Raw genomic sequence first — 14,338 nt, 5'->3', positions numbered from 1 at the left:
CGTCTCGCGGGCGCCGGAAGCTCGGCGACACCCTATGCCGCGTTCAATCCACCCGGAAGGTCAGACCGGCGACGCCCGCCGCGTCAGCCAGCACGGTCTCGCCGGCCACCGCCCGCTGCCCCTCGGCAACCAGCGGCGCGATGCCGGCGGGCAGATACACGTCCACCCGCGAGCCGAAGCGGATGAGGCCGAAGCGCTGGCCGGGCGCCAGCATGTCGCCCTCCTGCTTGAAGCCGACGATCCGCCGCGCCACCAGCCCGGCGATCTGCACCACGCCGATGCGTCCCAGCGCGGTGTCGAGCACGAGGCCGTTGCGCTCATTGTCCTCGCTCGCCTTGTCGAGATCGGCCGAGAGGAACTTGCCCGGCTTGTAGGCGATGCGCTCGATGCGCCCGGCCACCGGCGACCGGTTCACATGCACGTCGAACACGTTCATGAAAATGCAGATGCGCGACATGGGTTCCACGCCGAGGCCGAGCTCCGGCGGCGGCACCGCCGGCCCGACGAGGCAGACCCGCCCGTCCGCCGGCGACACCACCAGCCCCTCGCGCAGCGGCGTCACCCGCTCGGGATCGCGGAAGAAGTAGCAGATCCACACCGTGATCAGCACCGCGATCCAGCCGAGCGGCGGCAGCAGCCACAGCAGCAGCAGGGAGACGGCGACCCCGATCAGGATGAAGGGATAACCCTCGCGGTGGATCGGCACGAGGCCGCCCCGGATGGAATCGATGACCGACATGACGTCTCCCGCACAAAGCTGAGGCACAGGTAGAGCCGCCGGGGAGGCGCGTCAAATGGCGGACGCGTCAAATGGCGCACGCCAAGGGGTAAGCGGGCTAAGGAGCCGGCGAGGCGCCGGCGGGCGCCGCGGCCGGGGCCGCGCTGGCGGCAGCGGGCTGCTGGCTCGCCTGATCCTGCGCCGAACTCGGGCCGGAGACGGTGATGGCGCGTGGCTGGACCGCGCCCCGGCGCGGCCAGACGGCCTCCTCCGTACGGAACAGCGGCGCCTTGTGCCAGCCGCGCTCCAGGAGGTCGTCGATGAATTGCGGGGTGCGGTCGAGCTTGGAGACGTAGTCGAACGCGTCGAGGCCAGCCTCGACGAGGCGGATGGGGATCTCGCGCATCACCCGGTTGTGCCGGTTGCGGATGGCGACGCCCGGATTGCTGCGCACGACATCGTTCACCGTCTCGACGAGGTGCAGCTCCTGCGCCAGCGCGACATTGCCGGACAATTCGTTGCGCCGGTCGATGATCTCGCCCATCGTCATCGGCACCCGGGCGCAGTTGGTCGGGTTGATCTGCACCACCCACAATTCGTCGATGTCGAGGAAGACGAGGTTGCGGATCGGCGGGTTGACGCTGAACAGCCCGTCCCAATGGAAGCGGCCTCGGGTCTCCACCGCCTCGTAGAGGGTGGGAATGGCCGCCGAGGCGATGAGATCGTCATAAGCGAGGTGCTCGCCGGTGAAGATACAGCGCGCGCCCGACAGCACGTCGGTGGCGCCGACCAGCAGCTTGACCGCCTCGCGCGCCTTGCCGGTCGGCAGGCCGGGAATGTCGAGCGTTTCCTCCAGCCAGTCTCGCATGATCGCGGCGGCCGGCGCCGGCAGGCGGTAGGGGCTGGTTTCCGGCAGCAGCTGCGCCCGGCCGAGCCACTGACCCCACAGATTGGCGGCATAGTCGACCGGGGTATCGGCCTTGGCGATCTCCCAGAACCGCATCAGCCGGTCAGCGCCCTCCTCCGGACGCCCCTGGATGAGGCCGGCCCAGGCGAGCGCGGCGCAGATGGCGCCGCCCGAGGTGCCGCTAAGGCCGCGAATGTCGATGTGCTCCATCTCGTCGAGCAGCAGCCGGCGCAACAGACCGGCGGCGAAGGCGGCATGGCTGCCGCCCCCCTGGCACGCGATCGCTACCTTGAGCTTCGCCATCCCCCGCGCTCCGCCCGGTTTCCCGCCGGGCGATTATGACGCGGAATGCCGCGCCTGCAACCTTTCGTTGCCTCAGGCGGCGGCGTCCGCAGCGGCGTCCGCGGCGGCGTCGGCGGCAGCGTCGGCGTCCTTGGTGTTCTCGAGGTCGTCCTCGCCGCGCGACAGCGTCGCCTTGGCCTCGTCGACCTCGCGCTGGCGCTGCCACATCGAGTGGTAGAGCCCGCGCCGCGCCATCAGCTCGGCATGGGTGCCGCGCTCGGCGATGGCGCCGTGCTCCAGCACGATGATCTCGTCGGCGCCGACCACGGTGGAGAGCCTATGCGCCACCACCAGCGTGGTGCGCCCGCGCGAGACGCGCTCCAGCGCGTCCTGGATCTCGCGCTCGGTATGGCTATCGAGCGCCGAGGTCGCCTCGTCGAGCAGCAGGATCGCCGGATCCTTGAGGATGGTGCGGGCGATGGCGACGCGCTGCTTCTCGCCGCCGGACAGCTTCAGCCCGCGCTCGCCGACCTCGGTGGTGTAACCCTTGGGGGTACGCTTCACGAATCCGTCGATCTGGGCGAGCTCGGCGGCGCGCTCCACCTCGGCGTCCGAGGCGCCCGGGCGACCGTAGCGGATATTGTAGGCGAGCGTGTCGTTGAACAGCACCGTGTCCTGCGGCACCATGCCGATGGCGGCGCGCAGGCTCTCCTGCCGGATATTGCGGATGTCCTGCCCGTCAATGGTGATGCGGCCGGAGGCGACGTCGTAGAAGCGATAGAGCAGCCGCGAAATGGTCGACTTGCCCGCCCCCGACGGGCCGACGATGGCCACTGTCTGCCCGGCCGGCACCTCGAAGGACAGGCCCTTGAGGATCTCGCGCTCCGGGTCGTAGGAGAAGCGCACATCCTCGAAGCGGATGGCGGCGCCCTTCAATACCAGCGGCTTCGCGCCCGGCGCGTCCTCGACCTCCGGGTTGCGGGCGAGGATGGCGAACATCGCCTCGATGTCGATCAGCGACTGCTTGATCTCGCGATAGATCATGCCGAGGAAGTTCAGCGGCTGGTACAGCTGGATCATCATGGCGTTGACCATGACGAAGGAGCCGACCGACTGGTGGCCGGCGCGGATGTCGAGCACGCACAGCACCATCACCGCCGTGAGGCCGGCGGTGAAGATCGCCGCCTGCCCGGCATTCAGCCAGGCGAGCGAGGTGTGAGTGTGGACGGAGGCGCGCTCATAGCGGGCCATAGAGCGGTCGTAACGCTCGGCCTCCCACTTCTCGGCGCCGAAATACTTCACCGTCTCGTAGTTGAGCAGGCTGTCGACCGCCTTGGCATTGGCATCGGTGTCGCTCTCGTTCATCGAGCGGCGGATGCCCATGCGCCATTCGGTCATCATGAAGGTGAACAGCGTGTAGGCGCCGATCATCGCCACCGCGGCGGCGGCGTAGCGCCAGTCGAACTGCCACGCCAGAACGACCACCACCATCGCGAATTCGAGGATGGTCGGGGCGAGGTGCAGCACCAGCATGCGCACGATGGTCTCGATGCCCTCGCGCGAGCGCTCCAGCACCCGTGTCAGGCCGCCGGTCTTGCGCTCCAGATGGAAGCGCAGCGACAGGGCGTGCATGTGCTGGAAGGTCTCGAGCGCTAGGCGGCGCACCGCGTGCATCGCCACCTTGGCGAACAGGCCGTCACGCCACTGGGTCAGCCCGGCCATGGCGATGCGCGACAGGCCGTAGCCGATCGTCAACGCCACCGGCGCGGCGATGATCAGGCTGATGGCGTCGGTGCCGATATGGGCGCCCTCGCCTGCCGCCACCGCATCGGTCGCCCATTTGAACAGGAAGGGCGTCGCCATGGTGGTGATCTTGGCGGCGACCAGCAGCAAAAGCCCCCAGAGCACGCGGGCGCGCAGATCGAGCCGCTCGGCCGGCCACAGATAGGGCATGAGCCCCTTCAGCGCGACGAGCAGGCTGCCGCGCGGGGGTTCGTCGGGCTTGGCGGAGCGGCGCGACAGAGCGGTGCCGGCCTCGGGTGCGGACATGGGAGGCTTCCGGGTGATCAGGAGCCTGCCGGCAATTCGCCGGCAGGCGCTGTGGAAATAGGAGGTGCGACCGCGGATGCCAAGCCTCCGACGGCCGTGGAGACGGTCTCCGGCCGCATGGGAGGGTTGCAGCCGGCGGGGGCGTGGGACGGCGCGGCGGAGGTCTCCGCAGCGAGGGCTCCCGGCGTGGTCGAGGCCGGGACAGGCGCGGCGGCCGAGGCGAACAGGGCGGACAGTTCGGCGGACAGCCCGGCCAATGCGTCGCGGTCGAGGCAGTAGCAGGAGCGCGGCCCCTCGACCGTGCCGGCGATCAGCCCGGCCTCCTTCAGCACCTTGAGATGCTGCGAGACGGTCGACTGCGCCAGCGGCAGGCCGCGCACGATCTCGCCGCAGACGCAGCGATCACGCTCGGCGAGCGCGCGCAGGATGGCGAGGCGTGCCGGGTGGCCAAGCGCGCGCAGGCGCAACGCGAGCAGATCGTCGGGATTGGGGGCGTCAGCATTCATCGCCTATCGTCGATAGACGATGAAGATGGCAAAGGGAAGACATCGGAATCGGAGACGCGGGATGAGTAGGGTGTCGGGATGGGCAGGCGTTGGGATGCCGGCCCAAGCGTGGCGCCATCCTCGGCCCGGCCGGCATCGGTGGACTCTCCGCCTCCCGTCTCGCGGCGGAACACGGTTCGCTCGCAAAAGCCCCCCGGACCGACCCAGCCGGCCGGCCACGCGAAAGTGGCCGACACCGGAAGGCGCCCGGACGGATGGCTCGGCTAGCCCGCCCTCCGGCTCTTCCCGTAGCGCTTGATCACCCGCTCCCGCTTGAGCCGCGACAGACGCTGCAGCCAGAAGATGCCGTCGAGCTGGTCGATCTCATGCTGGTGACACACGGCGCGCAGCCCGCCGGTCTCCTCCTCATGCATGGTGCCGTCGATATCCTGATAGCGCAGCCGCACCCGCGCCGGCCGCTCGATCTCCTCGGTGGCGCCGGGCATGGAGACGCTGCCCTCGGCGTGGCGCTCGGTCTCCTCGGACACCCAGACCAGCTCCGGATTGACGTAGAGGCTCGGTTCCGGGTCGTCCGGCAGCTCCAGCACCACCACCCGCAGCGGCACGCCGACATGGGCGGCGGTGATGCCGATGCCCGGCGCCGCCCGCAGCGTGTCGACGAGGTCGAGCGCCAGCGTGCGCAGCGCGTCGTCGAAGGCCGTCACCGGCGCCGCGACCGCGCTCAGGCGGCGGTCCGGGAACATTACGAGAGGGCGAGTTGTCATGACACCACGTGAATCACTGCACGAACGTAAGGCGACATCGATGCCACGATTCCGCGCCGCCTCCCACCGCCGCATCGAGGCAGATGACGTTACGTAAGTTAAATACACAGCCGTTACTAAATCTATTATTAGATTAAGAAGATAATAAACTATCGAATACAGTATTCATCCGTTTACAAAAAGAAGACTCATTCATATCCTTCGGTAAATTCATAAAACCGGAGGAAGTCGTGCCCACATCCCGCCACCCGACCGCGCGCAAATCCCACCGCGCGCCGCTCCTCGCTTCCGCGTGCCTCTGCGCCGGCTTTCTCGGGCTGGCGACGCTTCCGGCGCGGGCGGCGGACCTGCCGGGTACGCCGCCCGCCTCGGCGGGCGATGCGGGTTACGAGATCGATACCGAGAACATCTTCGGCTTCACCGAGGGCTCGGACACCAATGATCGCGGCGAGCAGGAACTGTCGATCTCGGCGGTCGGCCGCTTCAACCGGGCGGCGGAGGACAGCGACGCCTCCTCGACCTACCACGCCTGGGAAGGTGAGCTGGAATACGAGTACGGCTTCACCCGCAACCTGACCATCGGGGTGAGCGCCTCCTTCGCCAACGCCGACATCAGCAATATCGAGGATCTCGACGACACCAGCGGCGGCGGCTTCAACGGGCTGTCGGCGGAGATCAAGTACCGCCTGCTCAGCTGGGAGCACTCGCCGGTCGGCCTCACCCTCGCCATCGAGCCGGAATGGAGCCGCTTCGACGACGATTCCGGCGCGCGCGTCGACGGATTCGGCCTGCCGATCCGGCTGCTGATCGACCGGGAGATCATGTCGGAGACGCTGTTCGGCGCCATCAACCTCGCCTATGAGCCGGAATGGGCCGGCAGCGACAAGGAAAGCGGGCTGGAAATCTCCGGCGCGCTGAGCTGGCAGGCGGCGCCCGGCTTCTTCCTCGGCGGCGAACTGCGCTATCTCGCCGGCTTCGAGGGCGCCGGGCTCGACAGTTTCGAGGGCGGCGCGCTCTATCTCGGCCCCAGCCTCTACACCCAGCTCGGCAAGGCGGCCTACTTCAAGGCGGCCTATTCCTACCAGATCGTCGGCTCCGCCTCGGAGGGCGAGGGCAATCTCGATCTCATCAGCCACGAGAAGCACCAGCTGCTGCTAAAGCTCGGCGTCGAGTTCTGATCCCCGGCGCCGTCCCGTCCCTGTCCCCGCGCCCCGCGCTGCCGCTTGACGGCCCCGCGCTGCGCTGCATCATGGCGGCATGACCAAGATCAAGAGCTTATGCGTTTATTGCGGGGCGGCCAGCGGGGACGAACCCATCTATCTCGAAGCCGCCCTGGAGCTGGGGCGCCTGCTCGCGCAGGAGAACATCCGCCTCATCTATGGCGGCGGCGGCGTCGGGCTGATGGGAGCGACCGCGCGCGCCTGCGCCGAGGCTGGCGGCCATGTCACCGGCATCATCCCCGACTTCCTGATCGGCAAGGAACAGGCCTTCGAATACGCCCACGAGCTGATCGTCACCCGCGACATGCATGAGCGCAAGCGGCTGATGTTCGAGCGGGCCGACGCCTTCCTCGCGCTGCCGGGCGGCATCGGCACGCTGGAGGAACTGGTCGAGCAGCTCACCTGGGTGCAGCTCAACCGTCACCGCAAGCCGGTGATGGTGCTCAACATCGCCGGCTTCTGGGATCCGCTGCTGCGACTGTTCGATCACATGCAGTCGAGCGGCTTCGTCAATGTCGGCCGGCCGATCCGCATGCTGGTCGCCCATAATGTGCGCGCGGTGATGCCGAAGCTCGCCACCGCGCTGTCCAACGTGCCGGAAGCCGAACTGCACGGCGAGGCCGCCGAACAGGTGCTCGACCGCATGTAGGGTGGCGACCCGCCGGCGTCGCGAACGCCGCCAGCGGAGTCAGTGCTCGCTGTCGCGCGGCGGAAGCGGGATCCTTGCCGGGAGCAAGCGTATCCTTGCTGCGGATGAGGCCGTCGGTTCCCTTCAGGGTGAGTTCGACGCCGCCCTGTCGGGAGAACATCCCGCGCGCGGCGGCTTCCGCTTCGGCCTGCGCCCGATGCACGCTCGATGCTCGCTCCGCATCGCTGCGCTTGTCGACCCAATCGCCCTCGGCGTCGCGATAGACCATGCGATCCTGATCTTTGCTCATCAGCCCCCCATAGGGATCAGAACATATCAGGAGCAGACCTGCCGCCCGGCAGGCCCGCGGCCGATCTCATCGACCGGTGCGCCGTTCAGCGGCCGGCGGGCCCGCCCGCCAACTGCTTCTCCACCGTGGTATTGCCGAGCCAGACCGTGCCGCGCGGCACGGTGTTACGGCTCGTCGGCACATAGCCCTGCTTCTGGAAGAAGCCGAGCGCGGTGTCGCTGGCATCCGCCGTGAGGCTCTTGGCGCCACGCGCCGCCGCCAGCCGCTCGGCCGCGTCGAGCAGCTGCGCCCCGACACCCTCGCCGGCGACGTCCGGGCGCACATAAAGCAGGTCGATCACCTTGTTGTCGGCGAGCGCGATGAAGCCCACCGGCTCGCCGTCGCGCTCGGCCACCAGCGTCAGCGCACGGGCGAGGCGCGGCGCCAGCATCTCCTCGTCGGCCGCCGCGGCCGCCCAGGCTTCCTGCTGTTCATCGTCATAGTCGTCGCCGGTCAGCTCGAAGATCGACTCGGCGATGAGCGCGGCAAGAGCCGGCGTGTCGCTGGGCAGGAAAGGCCGCAGGCCAGCGGCAGGCGTGTCGCTCAACGCTTGGCCTCCCAAGTAGTGGAACCGTCCTTATTATCCTTCAGCGCCACGCCCTGCGCCAGCAATTCGTCGCGGATGCGGTCGGAGGCGGCGAAGTCGCGGTTGCGCCGGGCGGCGATCCGCTCGGCGATGCGCGCCTCGATCTCCGGCTCGGAGATCGCCAGAACCGGCGCGTGCGCCGCGCTCCACGCCGCGAGACGCGCGGGCTCGAAGCCCAGGAAGGCCAGCGTGCCGGCCAGCGCCTTCTTGCCGGCATGGTCCTTCAGCGCGTGCATCTCGGCGATGGCCTTGGGCGTGTTGAGGTCGTCGCACAGCGCCTCCAGCACCGCCGGCGCCGGGCGCGGATGCGCCTCCGTCGTGGCGATGTCGAACCACTGCTCCAGCGTGCGGGCGCTCTCCTCAAGCCCCTTCACCGTCCAGTCGATCGGCTGGCGGTAATGGGTCTTCAGCATGTTGAGGCGCAGCACGTCGCCCGGCCAGTCGGCCAGCAGGTCGCGGATGGTGACGAAGTTGCCGAGCGACTTCGACATCTTCTCGCCTTCCACCTGCAGGAAGCCGTTATGCATCCACAGCTTGGCCATCACGCCGGTGTGGAAGGCGCAGCGCGACTGCGCCAGCTCGTTCTCATGGTGCGGGAAGACGAGGTCGATGCCGCCGCCATGGATGTCGAAGGTCTCGCCGAGATGCTTCCAGCTCATCGCCGAGCACTCGATGTGCCAGCCGGGACGGCCGGGCACACCGATGCCGGAGGGCGAGGGCCAGCCCGGCTCGCCGGCCTTGGACGGCTTCCACAGCACGAAGTCCATCGCGTCGCGCTTGTAGGGCGCGACGTCGACGCGGGCGCCGGCGATCATGTCCTCCAGCGGGCGGTTCGACAGCCGGCCATAGTCGGGCATGGAGGGCACCGAGAACAGCACGTGGTCCTCGGCGACATAGGCGTGGCCGGAGGCGACGAGGCGCTCGATGAGGTCGCGCATCTCGGCGATGTGCTCGGTCGCGCGCGGCTCGACATCCGGGTGCAGGACGCCCAATGCCTCGAGGTCGTCGTGGAACTGCGCCTCGGTGGAGAAGGTCACCTTGGCGATCGCCTCGTTGAGGTCGAGCCCGGGATATTCCTGCGCCGCGCGCGCGTTGATCTTGTCGTCGACGTCGGTGATGTTGCGCACATATTTGACGTGCGACGGCCCGTAGAGGTGGCGCAGCAGCCGGTAGACGAGATCGAACACGATCACCGGGCGCGCATTGCCGATATGGGCGAGGTCGTAGACGGTCGGTCCGCACACATACATGCGCACGAGCTTGGGATCGAGCGGCGCGAAGGCTTCGCGCTGGCGCGTGAGCGTGTTGTAGAGCTTGAGCTCGGGCAGCACTGTGCCCGAAATGTCCGCTCCCGAAACTGCCGACATATGTTCGCCTTCCCTCAGATCCCCCGGCCACTGTTGCACGGAGGCCGCGCCTCTTGTTCCGTTTGCACGGCGACGTCAAGGCCGTACCGCTTCGCGGCGATGGCCGGTTGACGAGCCGGAGGCCCCGCGTCTATCCAGCCGCCGGTGCCGACGCGCGGTCCACCGTGGAACTTTAGCGTCGGCTTAAGCTTTTTGTCGTCTGCTGCGGCGTCTGCTCGCTGTCGGCGAGCCTCCCGCAAAAGTACCCTGCCATGCGCGCCGCATCGATGCTCCGTCCCCTCCTGTTCGCCGCCGCCCTTTCCGCCGCCGTCCCGACGCTTCTGCCGGCGCTTGCCATGGCTCAGGGAGACGACAAGATCTTCGTCGTCGACATGTCCGACGGCTATGGCGTCGACACCTGCGTCGCCAATGGCGGTACCTGCGGCCAGGCCATCGCCGACGCCTGGTGCCGGGTGCACGACTATGAGCGCGCGGTGAGCTTCGGCAAGGTGACCAGCGACGCGCTGCGCGTCTCCGTCGCCGCCAAGACGGCGCAGACCACCTGCACCGGCGGCTCCTGCCGCGACACCGTCGCCATCACCTGCCGCTGACGCCCCCTCGCCTTCCCTGAAGAGGCTCTGCCTCTCCGCTGAAAAAGGCCGGCATCGACCGGCCTTTTTACATTTTTCCTCCGACTATTGCTTTTGCGCCACTAGCGCACGAAGTCGGCGCAGCGCGGCGCCTCCGTCTGCGCACCCCACGGCATCACGGGCACGCTGGTGGTGGAGTTCTTCGGGCTGCCGTCGATCAGCTTGTCGGAATAGACCAGATACACCAGCACGTTGCGCTTCACGTCGCAGCCGCGCACGATCTGCATCTTCTTGAAGATCAGCGACCGGCTCTCGCGATAGACCACGTCGCCCTGCTCGAACTTGCCCTTGAAGGCGATCGGCCCCACCTGCCGGCAGGCGATGGAGATGTCCGACACTTCCTCGGCGACACCGAGCATGCCGGAGACGCCGCCCTTTTCCGGCACGGTGTAGTAGCAGGCGACGCCCTCCACCATCGGATCGTCAATGGCATAGGTGGCGAGCTTGTCGTCCGGGGTGAGGAACTTCCACACCGTCGACTTCCTGAAAATCAGATCGGGGCCGTCGGCCCGCGCGATGCCGCCGAGGCCCGGCGCCAGCACGGCCGCGAGGCCGAGCGCGAGGACGGGAAGCAGGGCACGCAAACGGCGGATGGTCATCGACTTGTGTCTCCAACAACGGGGCGAGCGTGATATGGGGGGTGTTGCGGCGCATGCAACGCGCCGGTACCCCGCTCCGGTAGAGGGGCCATCAGGTGGAACTTGTGACCGCGGGGTTGCCTTGTCGGTCGGATACGGGTTCAAACTTTGGCCAATCTCGCCGTGCTTGGTACAGGAACCTTATGGAGTCGCGCGCCCGTTTCGCGCGGCACTGAACGCGCAGGACAGTACCGACCAATGACGACCGCCAGTGCCGGCCTTTCGCGCGCCCCCGCCATGCGCTCCTCCCTCACCGCGCTCGCCCTCATGATTTTGAGCGCCGGCTCGGCCATGGCGCAGGATGCCGGCATCTGCGTCCGGCTGGAGGGGCAGCTCGCCCAGCTCGACCGCGGCGGCGGCGGCCAGCGCGATCTCGGCCCGGCCATCGCCCAGCAGCAGCAGGACGTCGCCAATCTCAGCGCGCAGGTCCGCCAGCTCGGCTGCGACAAGCGCGGCTTCCTCATCTTCCAGCCGCAGCTGCCGCCGCAATGCGACGGATTGAACCGCCGGCTCGCCCAGGCCCGCTCGGCGCTCGACCGCACCATGATCGACGCACGCAGCCAGCGCAGCGGCAACGACCAGCAGCGCCGGCAGCTGATCACCGCCCTCGCCCAGAACAATTGCGGCCCGCAATATCAGGCCGCGCTCGGCGAGTCGCGCGCGGCGGCGCCGGCGCGGCCGCGCAATTTCTTCGAGCAGCTGTTCGGCATTCCGCGCCAAGACGCGGAAACCGACGAGGCGCCGTCGATGGATGCCCAGCCGCTGGAGATGGAGACGCCGAAATCGTCGAACTACCGCACCGTCTGCGTGCGCACGTGCGACGGGTTCTTCTTCCCGATCTCCTACAGCACCAACGCCAACAATTTCGCCTCGGACGAGGCCCAGTGCCAGCGCCAGTGCCCCGGCACCGAGGCGCGGCTCTACGTTTATCGCAACTCGGGCGAGGACATCGAGAACGCGGTCAGCGTCAGCGGCCAGACCTACATGTCGCTGCCCAATGCGCTGCTGTACAAGAAGCAGTACTCGCAGGCCTGCTCCTGCCGTCCGGCCGGCCAGAGCTGGGCGCAGGCGCTGTCGAGCGAGACCGATCCGACGCTGCGCAAGGGCGATATCGTGGTGACCGAGGACGCCTCGCGCGAGATGGCGCAGCCGCGCCCGGCCACGCCGGCCGCCGCGCCGGCGACGCCGCGTCCCCGGACGCAGCCGCAACAGCAGCAGCAGCCGGTGGTGCCGGCGCAATAGCCGGACGAGGGCGGCGCGGATCGCTCACCGCCACGCGTCGACGATCACGGAGCGGCTCCGGCCGCCTCCGTCTGTTGCCCCAAATCGCAGCGGCTCCGGCCGCTCCGTCTGGGTCCTGAAAGAACTGACAATCCCCACAAGGGGGAGGCAAGCCGTCAGGCGGCCTCGCCCCTGAGGCGGGCGGACGCCCTCTCCCGGCCGATCAGCGGCAGCAGCGCCTTGAGCTCCGGCCCGCTCTCGGCGCCGGTCAGCGCCGTGCGCAACGGATGGAACAGCGCCCGCCCCTTGCGGCCCGACGCCGGCTTGAGAGCGGCCAGCCAGTCGGCATAGACTTCCTCGCCCCACGGCCCCGGCGGCAGCAGCTCGGCCGCCTGCGCGAGGAAGCCGGCATCCTCGCCGGCGATGACCGGCGCGATCGGTCCCTCGACCACCCGCCACCACAGCGCCGCGTCCTTCAGCGTCGCCAGATTGCCGCGCACCGCCAGCCAGAACGCCTCGCCGCCGCCGATGCCGAGCGCGGCGAGCCGCGCCTCCACCGCCGCGAAGGGCAGCACATGCAGCGTGCCGGCGGTGAGCGCCGCGAGATCGGCCGGGTCGAAGCGCGCCGGCGCGCGGGAGATCGCGGCGAGGTCGATGCGGGCGGCGAGCGCGGCGAGATCGGCCGCCGGCTCCACCGCCAACGAAGTGCCGGTGAACAAGGCGAGTGCCGCCACCGCCAGCGCCTCCTGCCCATCCTCGCGCAGCGCCTGCAGCGAGAGATGGCCGAGCCGCTTCGACAGCCCCTCGCCGCTCGGCAGGGTGAGCAAATTGTGATGGCCGAAGGCCGGCACCGCGCCGCCCAGCGCCTCGATGATCTCGATCTGCACCGCGGTGTTGGTGACGTGGTCCTCGCCGCGAATGACATGGGTGATCCCCATGTCGATGTCGTCGACCACCGAGGTGAAGGTGTAGAGATAGGAACCGTCGGCCCGCACCAGCACCGGGTCGGACAGGCCGGACGAATCGATGCTCTGGCGCCCGCGCACCAGGTCGTCCCACGCCACCGGGCGCCCCTCCAGCCGGAAGCGCCAGTGCGGGCGCCGCCCTTCCGCCTCCAGGCGGGCGCGGTCCTCGGCCGTGAGCTTCAGCGCCGCACGGTCATAGACCGGCGGCAGGCCGCGCCGGCGGCGCGAGAGCCGGCGGGTCTCCAGTTCCTCCTCGGTCTCGTAGGCCGGGTAGAGGCGTCCTTCCGCCCGCAGTCGCTCGGCGGCGGCGTCGTAGAGCGCGAGCCGTTCCGACTGCCGCTCGACGCGATCCGGCGCGATGCCGAACCACGCCATGTCCTGCGCGATCGCCTCGGCGAATTCGCGCGTCGAGCGCGCGGTGTCGGTGTCGTCGTAGCGCAGGATGAAGGTGCCGCCCTCTCGCCGGGCGAACAGCGCGTTGTAGAGCGCGCTGCGGGCATTGCCGACATGCAGCAGGCCGGTCGGCGACGGGGCGAAGCGGAGAACAGGAGCGCGGGTCATGGAGCAGGCTTATCGCCGAGGCCGGGCCGGCTTACAACCGGGCCTTTCCGTCACTGGCGGATGGAAAGGCCGAGATTACGGGCGGCATCCAGATTCTTCGCCGCCGCGAGGCCGACAAGGCCGATCAGCCGCACCGAATCGACATCCGCATTGCTGAAGTCGGCGCCGGCCACATTGGCGCCGGTGAGGTCGGCACCGGCGGCATCCATGCCGACCAACGAGGCCCCCGCCAGATCGGCACCCCGCAGATTGGCATAGCGGAGCTGGGCGCGGGACAAATTGGCGCCTGCGAGACTAGCGCCCTCGAGATTGGCCGAGTTCAGCACGCCGCGCATCAGCCCCATGGACTGGTTGCGCATGTCGGCGCTGAAATCGGCACCGGAGAGATTGGCCCCGCGAAGGTCGGCGCGAGAGAGATCGCCGGCGATGCGGGCGCCGGAGAGATCGGCACCGGCGAGCCGGCTGTCCTGCGCCTGCGTGCCGAACAGGCCGGCCTTCTTCAGGCTGGCGCCGGAGAGGTCGGCCTTCAGCATCCACGCCTGATCGAACACCGCGCCGTCGAGCCGCGCGCCGGAGAGATTGACGCCGTTGAGCAGCGCGGCGCGGAAATTCGCCCCGGTCAGGTCGAGGCCGGACAGATCGAGGCCGTTGAGCCGCCGCCCCGCGAGATCGACAGGTTTGCCCGGCTGTGCCGCCGCGACCAGCGCCTCGACGTCGGCGCGGCTCATCTCGGCCGTCGTCATCTGCGGCGAAGTCAGGTCGAGATGACGCAGCATGTCCTGCGCCGCGGCCGGCGCGAGGCCGAGGCTTCCGGCCAGCAGCATCGCGAACCCGATCGTCCTCGCCGCCTTCACAGCGCGCCTCCGCCCGGCTCCGGGCCGCCGCACGTCGACGGCAGCCCTCGCAAACCACAGCCTGCGCCAGTGATACCACCGACGGACCGGGCCG

14 protein-coding genes and 1 pseudogene are annotated in these 14,338 nt (G+C 69.0%); 4 read left to right on the top strand and 11 right to left on the bottom strand.

Annotated elements, in window-relative coordinates; all coding sequences use genetic code 11:
• Positions 1-43: 43 nt before the first annotated feature.
• The 5 genes from LGR54_RS05180 to LGR54_RS05160 form a co-directional block, all read right to left on the bottom strand.
• Positions 44-739, bottom strand: coding sequence for a phosphatidylserine decarboxylase (locus LGR54_RS05180; protein ID WP_230360911.1), 696 nt, complete (start codon positions 737-739; stop codon positions 44-46).
• A 97-nt stretch (positions 740-836) separates the two neighbouring features.
• Entirely contained in the window at positions 837-1,928 is a 1,092-nt protein-coding gene (locus tag LGR54_RS05175) for a patatin-like phospholipase family protein (RefSeq protein ID WP_230360910.1), read from the bottom strand.
• 72 nt (positions 1,929-2,000) lie between these two features.
• Positions 2,001-3,956, bottom strand: a complete 1,956-nt coding sequence (locus LGR54_RS05170; protein WP_230360909.1) for an ABC transporter ATP-binding protein/permease — start codon at positions 3,954-3,956, stop codon at positions 2,001-2,003.
• 17 nt (positions 3,957-3,973) lie between these two features.
• The gene (locus tag LGR54_RS25980) at positions 3,974-4,462 is read right to left on the bottom strand and encodes an ArsR/SmtB family transcription factor (RefSeq protein ID WP_370638141.1); all 489 of its coding nucleotides are present in this window, start codon (positions 4,460-4,462) and stop codon (positions 3,974-3,976) included.
• A gap of 263 nt (positions 4,463-4,725) precedes the next feature.
• A complete protein-coding gene (locus LGR54_RS05160; protein ID WP_230360908.1) occupies positions 4,726-5,226 on the bottom strand; it encodes a peptide deformylase in 501 nt (166 codons plus the stop codon).
• 230 nt (positions 5,227-5,456) lie between these two features.
• Between LGR54_RS05160 and LGR54_RS05155 the strand changes: the two genes are divergently transcribed.
• Both LGR54_RS05155 and LGR54_RS05150 read left to right on the top strand, forming a co-directional pair.
• Positions 5,457-6,404: a hypothetical protein gene (locus tag LGR54_RS05155; protein ID WP_230360907.1), complete on the top strand. Its 948-nt coding sequence runs from the start codon at positions 5,457-5,459 to the stop codon at positions 6,402-6,404.
• A 79-nt stretch (positions 6,405-6,483) separates the two neighbouring features.
• On the top strand, positions 6,484-7,095 hold the full coding sequence (locus LGR54_RS05150) for a TIGR00730 family Rossman fold protein (protein ID WP_230360906.1): 612 nt from the start codon (positions 6,484-6,486) through the stop codon (positions 7,093-7,095).
• A 100-nt stretch (positions 7,096-7,195) separates the two neighbouring features.
• On the opposite strand, the pseudogene LGR54_RS25975 reads toward LGR54_RS05150, so the two are convergent.
• The 3 genes and pseudogenes from LGR54_RS25975 to cysS all read right to left on the bottom strand — a co-directional run.
• A pseudogene (locus LGR54_RS25975) lies at positions 7,196-7,363 on the bottom strand (DUF2188 domain-containing protein); the annotation flags it as partial.
• Between the two features lie 106 nt (positions 7,364-7,469).
• Positions 7,470-7,970 carry a GNAT family N-acetyltransferase gene (locus LGR54_RS05145; protein WP_230360905.1) on the bottom strand — a complete coding sequence of 167 codons (501 nt, stop codon included), beginning with the start codon at positions 7,968-7,970 and terminating at the stop codon, positions 7,470-7,472.
• Positions 7,967-9,376 carry a cysteine--tRNA ligase gene (gene cysS / locus LGR54_RS05140; protein WP_230360904.1) on the bottom strand — a complete coding sequence of 470 codons (1,410 nt, stop codon included), beginning with the start codon at positions 9,374-9,376 and terminating at the stop codon, positions 7,967-7,969. Before cysS ends, LGR54_RS05145 begins: the two co-directional genes overlap by 4 nt.
• 266 nt (positions 9,377-9,642) lie before the next feature.
• Here cysS and LGR54_RS05135 point away from each other — a divergent pair, with 266 nt between their 5' ends.
• The gene (locus tag LGR54_RS05135; protein WP_230360903.1) at positions 9,643-9,966 is read left to right on the top strand and encodes a hypothetical protein; all 324 of its coding nucleotides are present in this window, start codon (positions 9,643-9,645) and stop codon (positions 9,964-9,966) included.
• 101 nt (positions 9,967-10,067) lie between these two features.
• Here LGR54_RS05135 and LGR54_RS05130 read toward each other — a convergent pair whose 3' ends face one another.
• Positions 10,068-10,604, bottom strand: a complete 537-nt coding sequence (locus LGR54_RS05130; protein ID WP_214009311.1) for a CreA family protein — start codon at positions 10,602-10,604, stop codon at positions 10,068-10,070.
• Positions 10,605-10,841: 237 nt separating this feature from the next.
• On the opposite strand from LGR54_RS05130, the gene LGR54_RS05125 reads away from it, so the two are divergent.
• Complete coding sequence (locus LGR54_RS05125; protein ID WP_230360902.1) at positions 10,842-11,885, top strand: DUF2865 domain-containing protein; 1,044 nt, start codon at positions 10,842-10,844, stop codon at positions 11,883-11,885.
• A gap of 155 nt (positions 11,886-12,040) precedes the next feature.
• Here LGR54_RS05125 and LGR54_RS05120 read toward each other — a convergent pair whose 3' ends face one another.
• Together LGR54_RS05120 and LGR54_RS05115 are read right to left on the bottom strand one after the other, a co-directional pair.
• On the bottom strand, positions 12,041-13,390 hold the full coding sequence (locus tag LGR54_RS05120) for a glutamate--tRNA ligase (protein ID WP_230360901.1): 1,350 nt from the start codon (positions 13,388-13,390) through the stop codon (positions 12,041-12,043).
• Between the two features lie 50 nt (positions 13,391-13,440).
• Entirely contained in the window at positions 13,441-14,214 is a 774-nt protein-coding gene (locus LGR54_RS05115) for a pentapeptide repeat-containing protein (protein ID WP_230360900.1), read from the bottom strand.
• Between the last annotated feature and the right edge of the window lie 124 nt (positions 14,215-14,338).

This window comes from Ancylobacter sp. Lp-2 (genome assembly GCF_020523795.1).
Taxonomy (GTDB): domain Bacteria; phylum Pseudomonadota; class Alphaproteobacteria; order Rhizobiales; family Xanthobacteraceae; genus Ancylobacter.
This window is presented reverse-complemented; position numbering and strand designations above follow the sequence as displayed.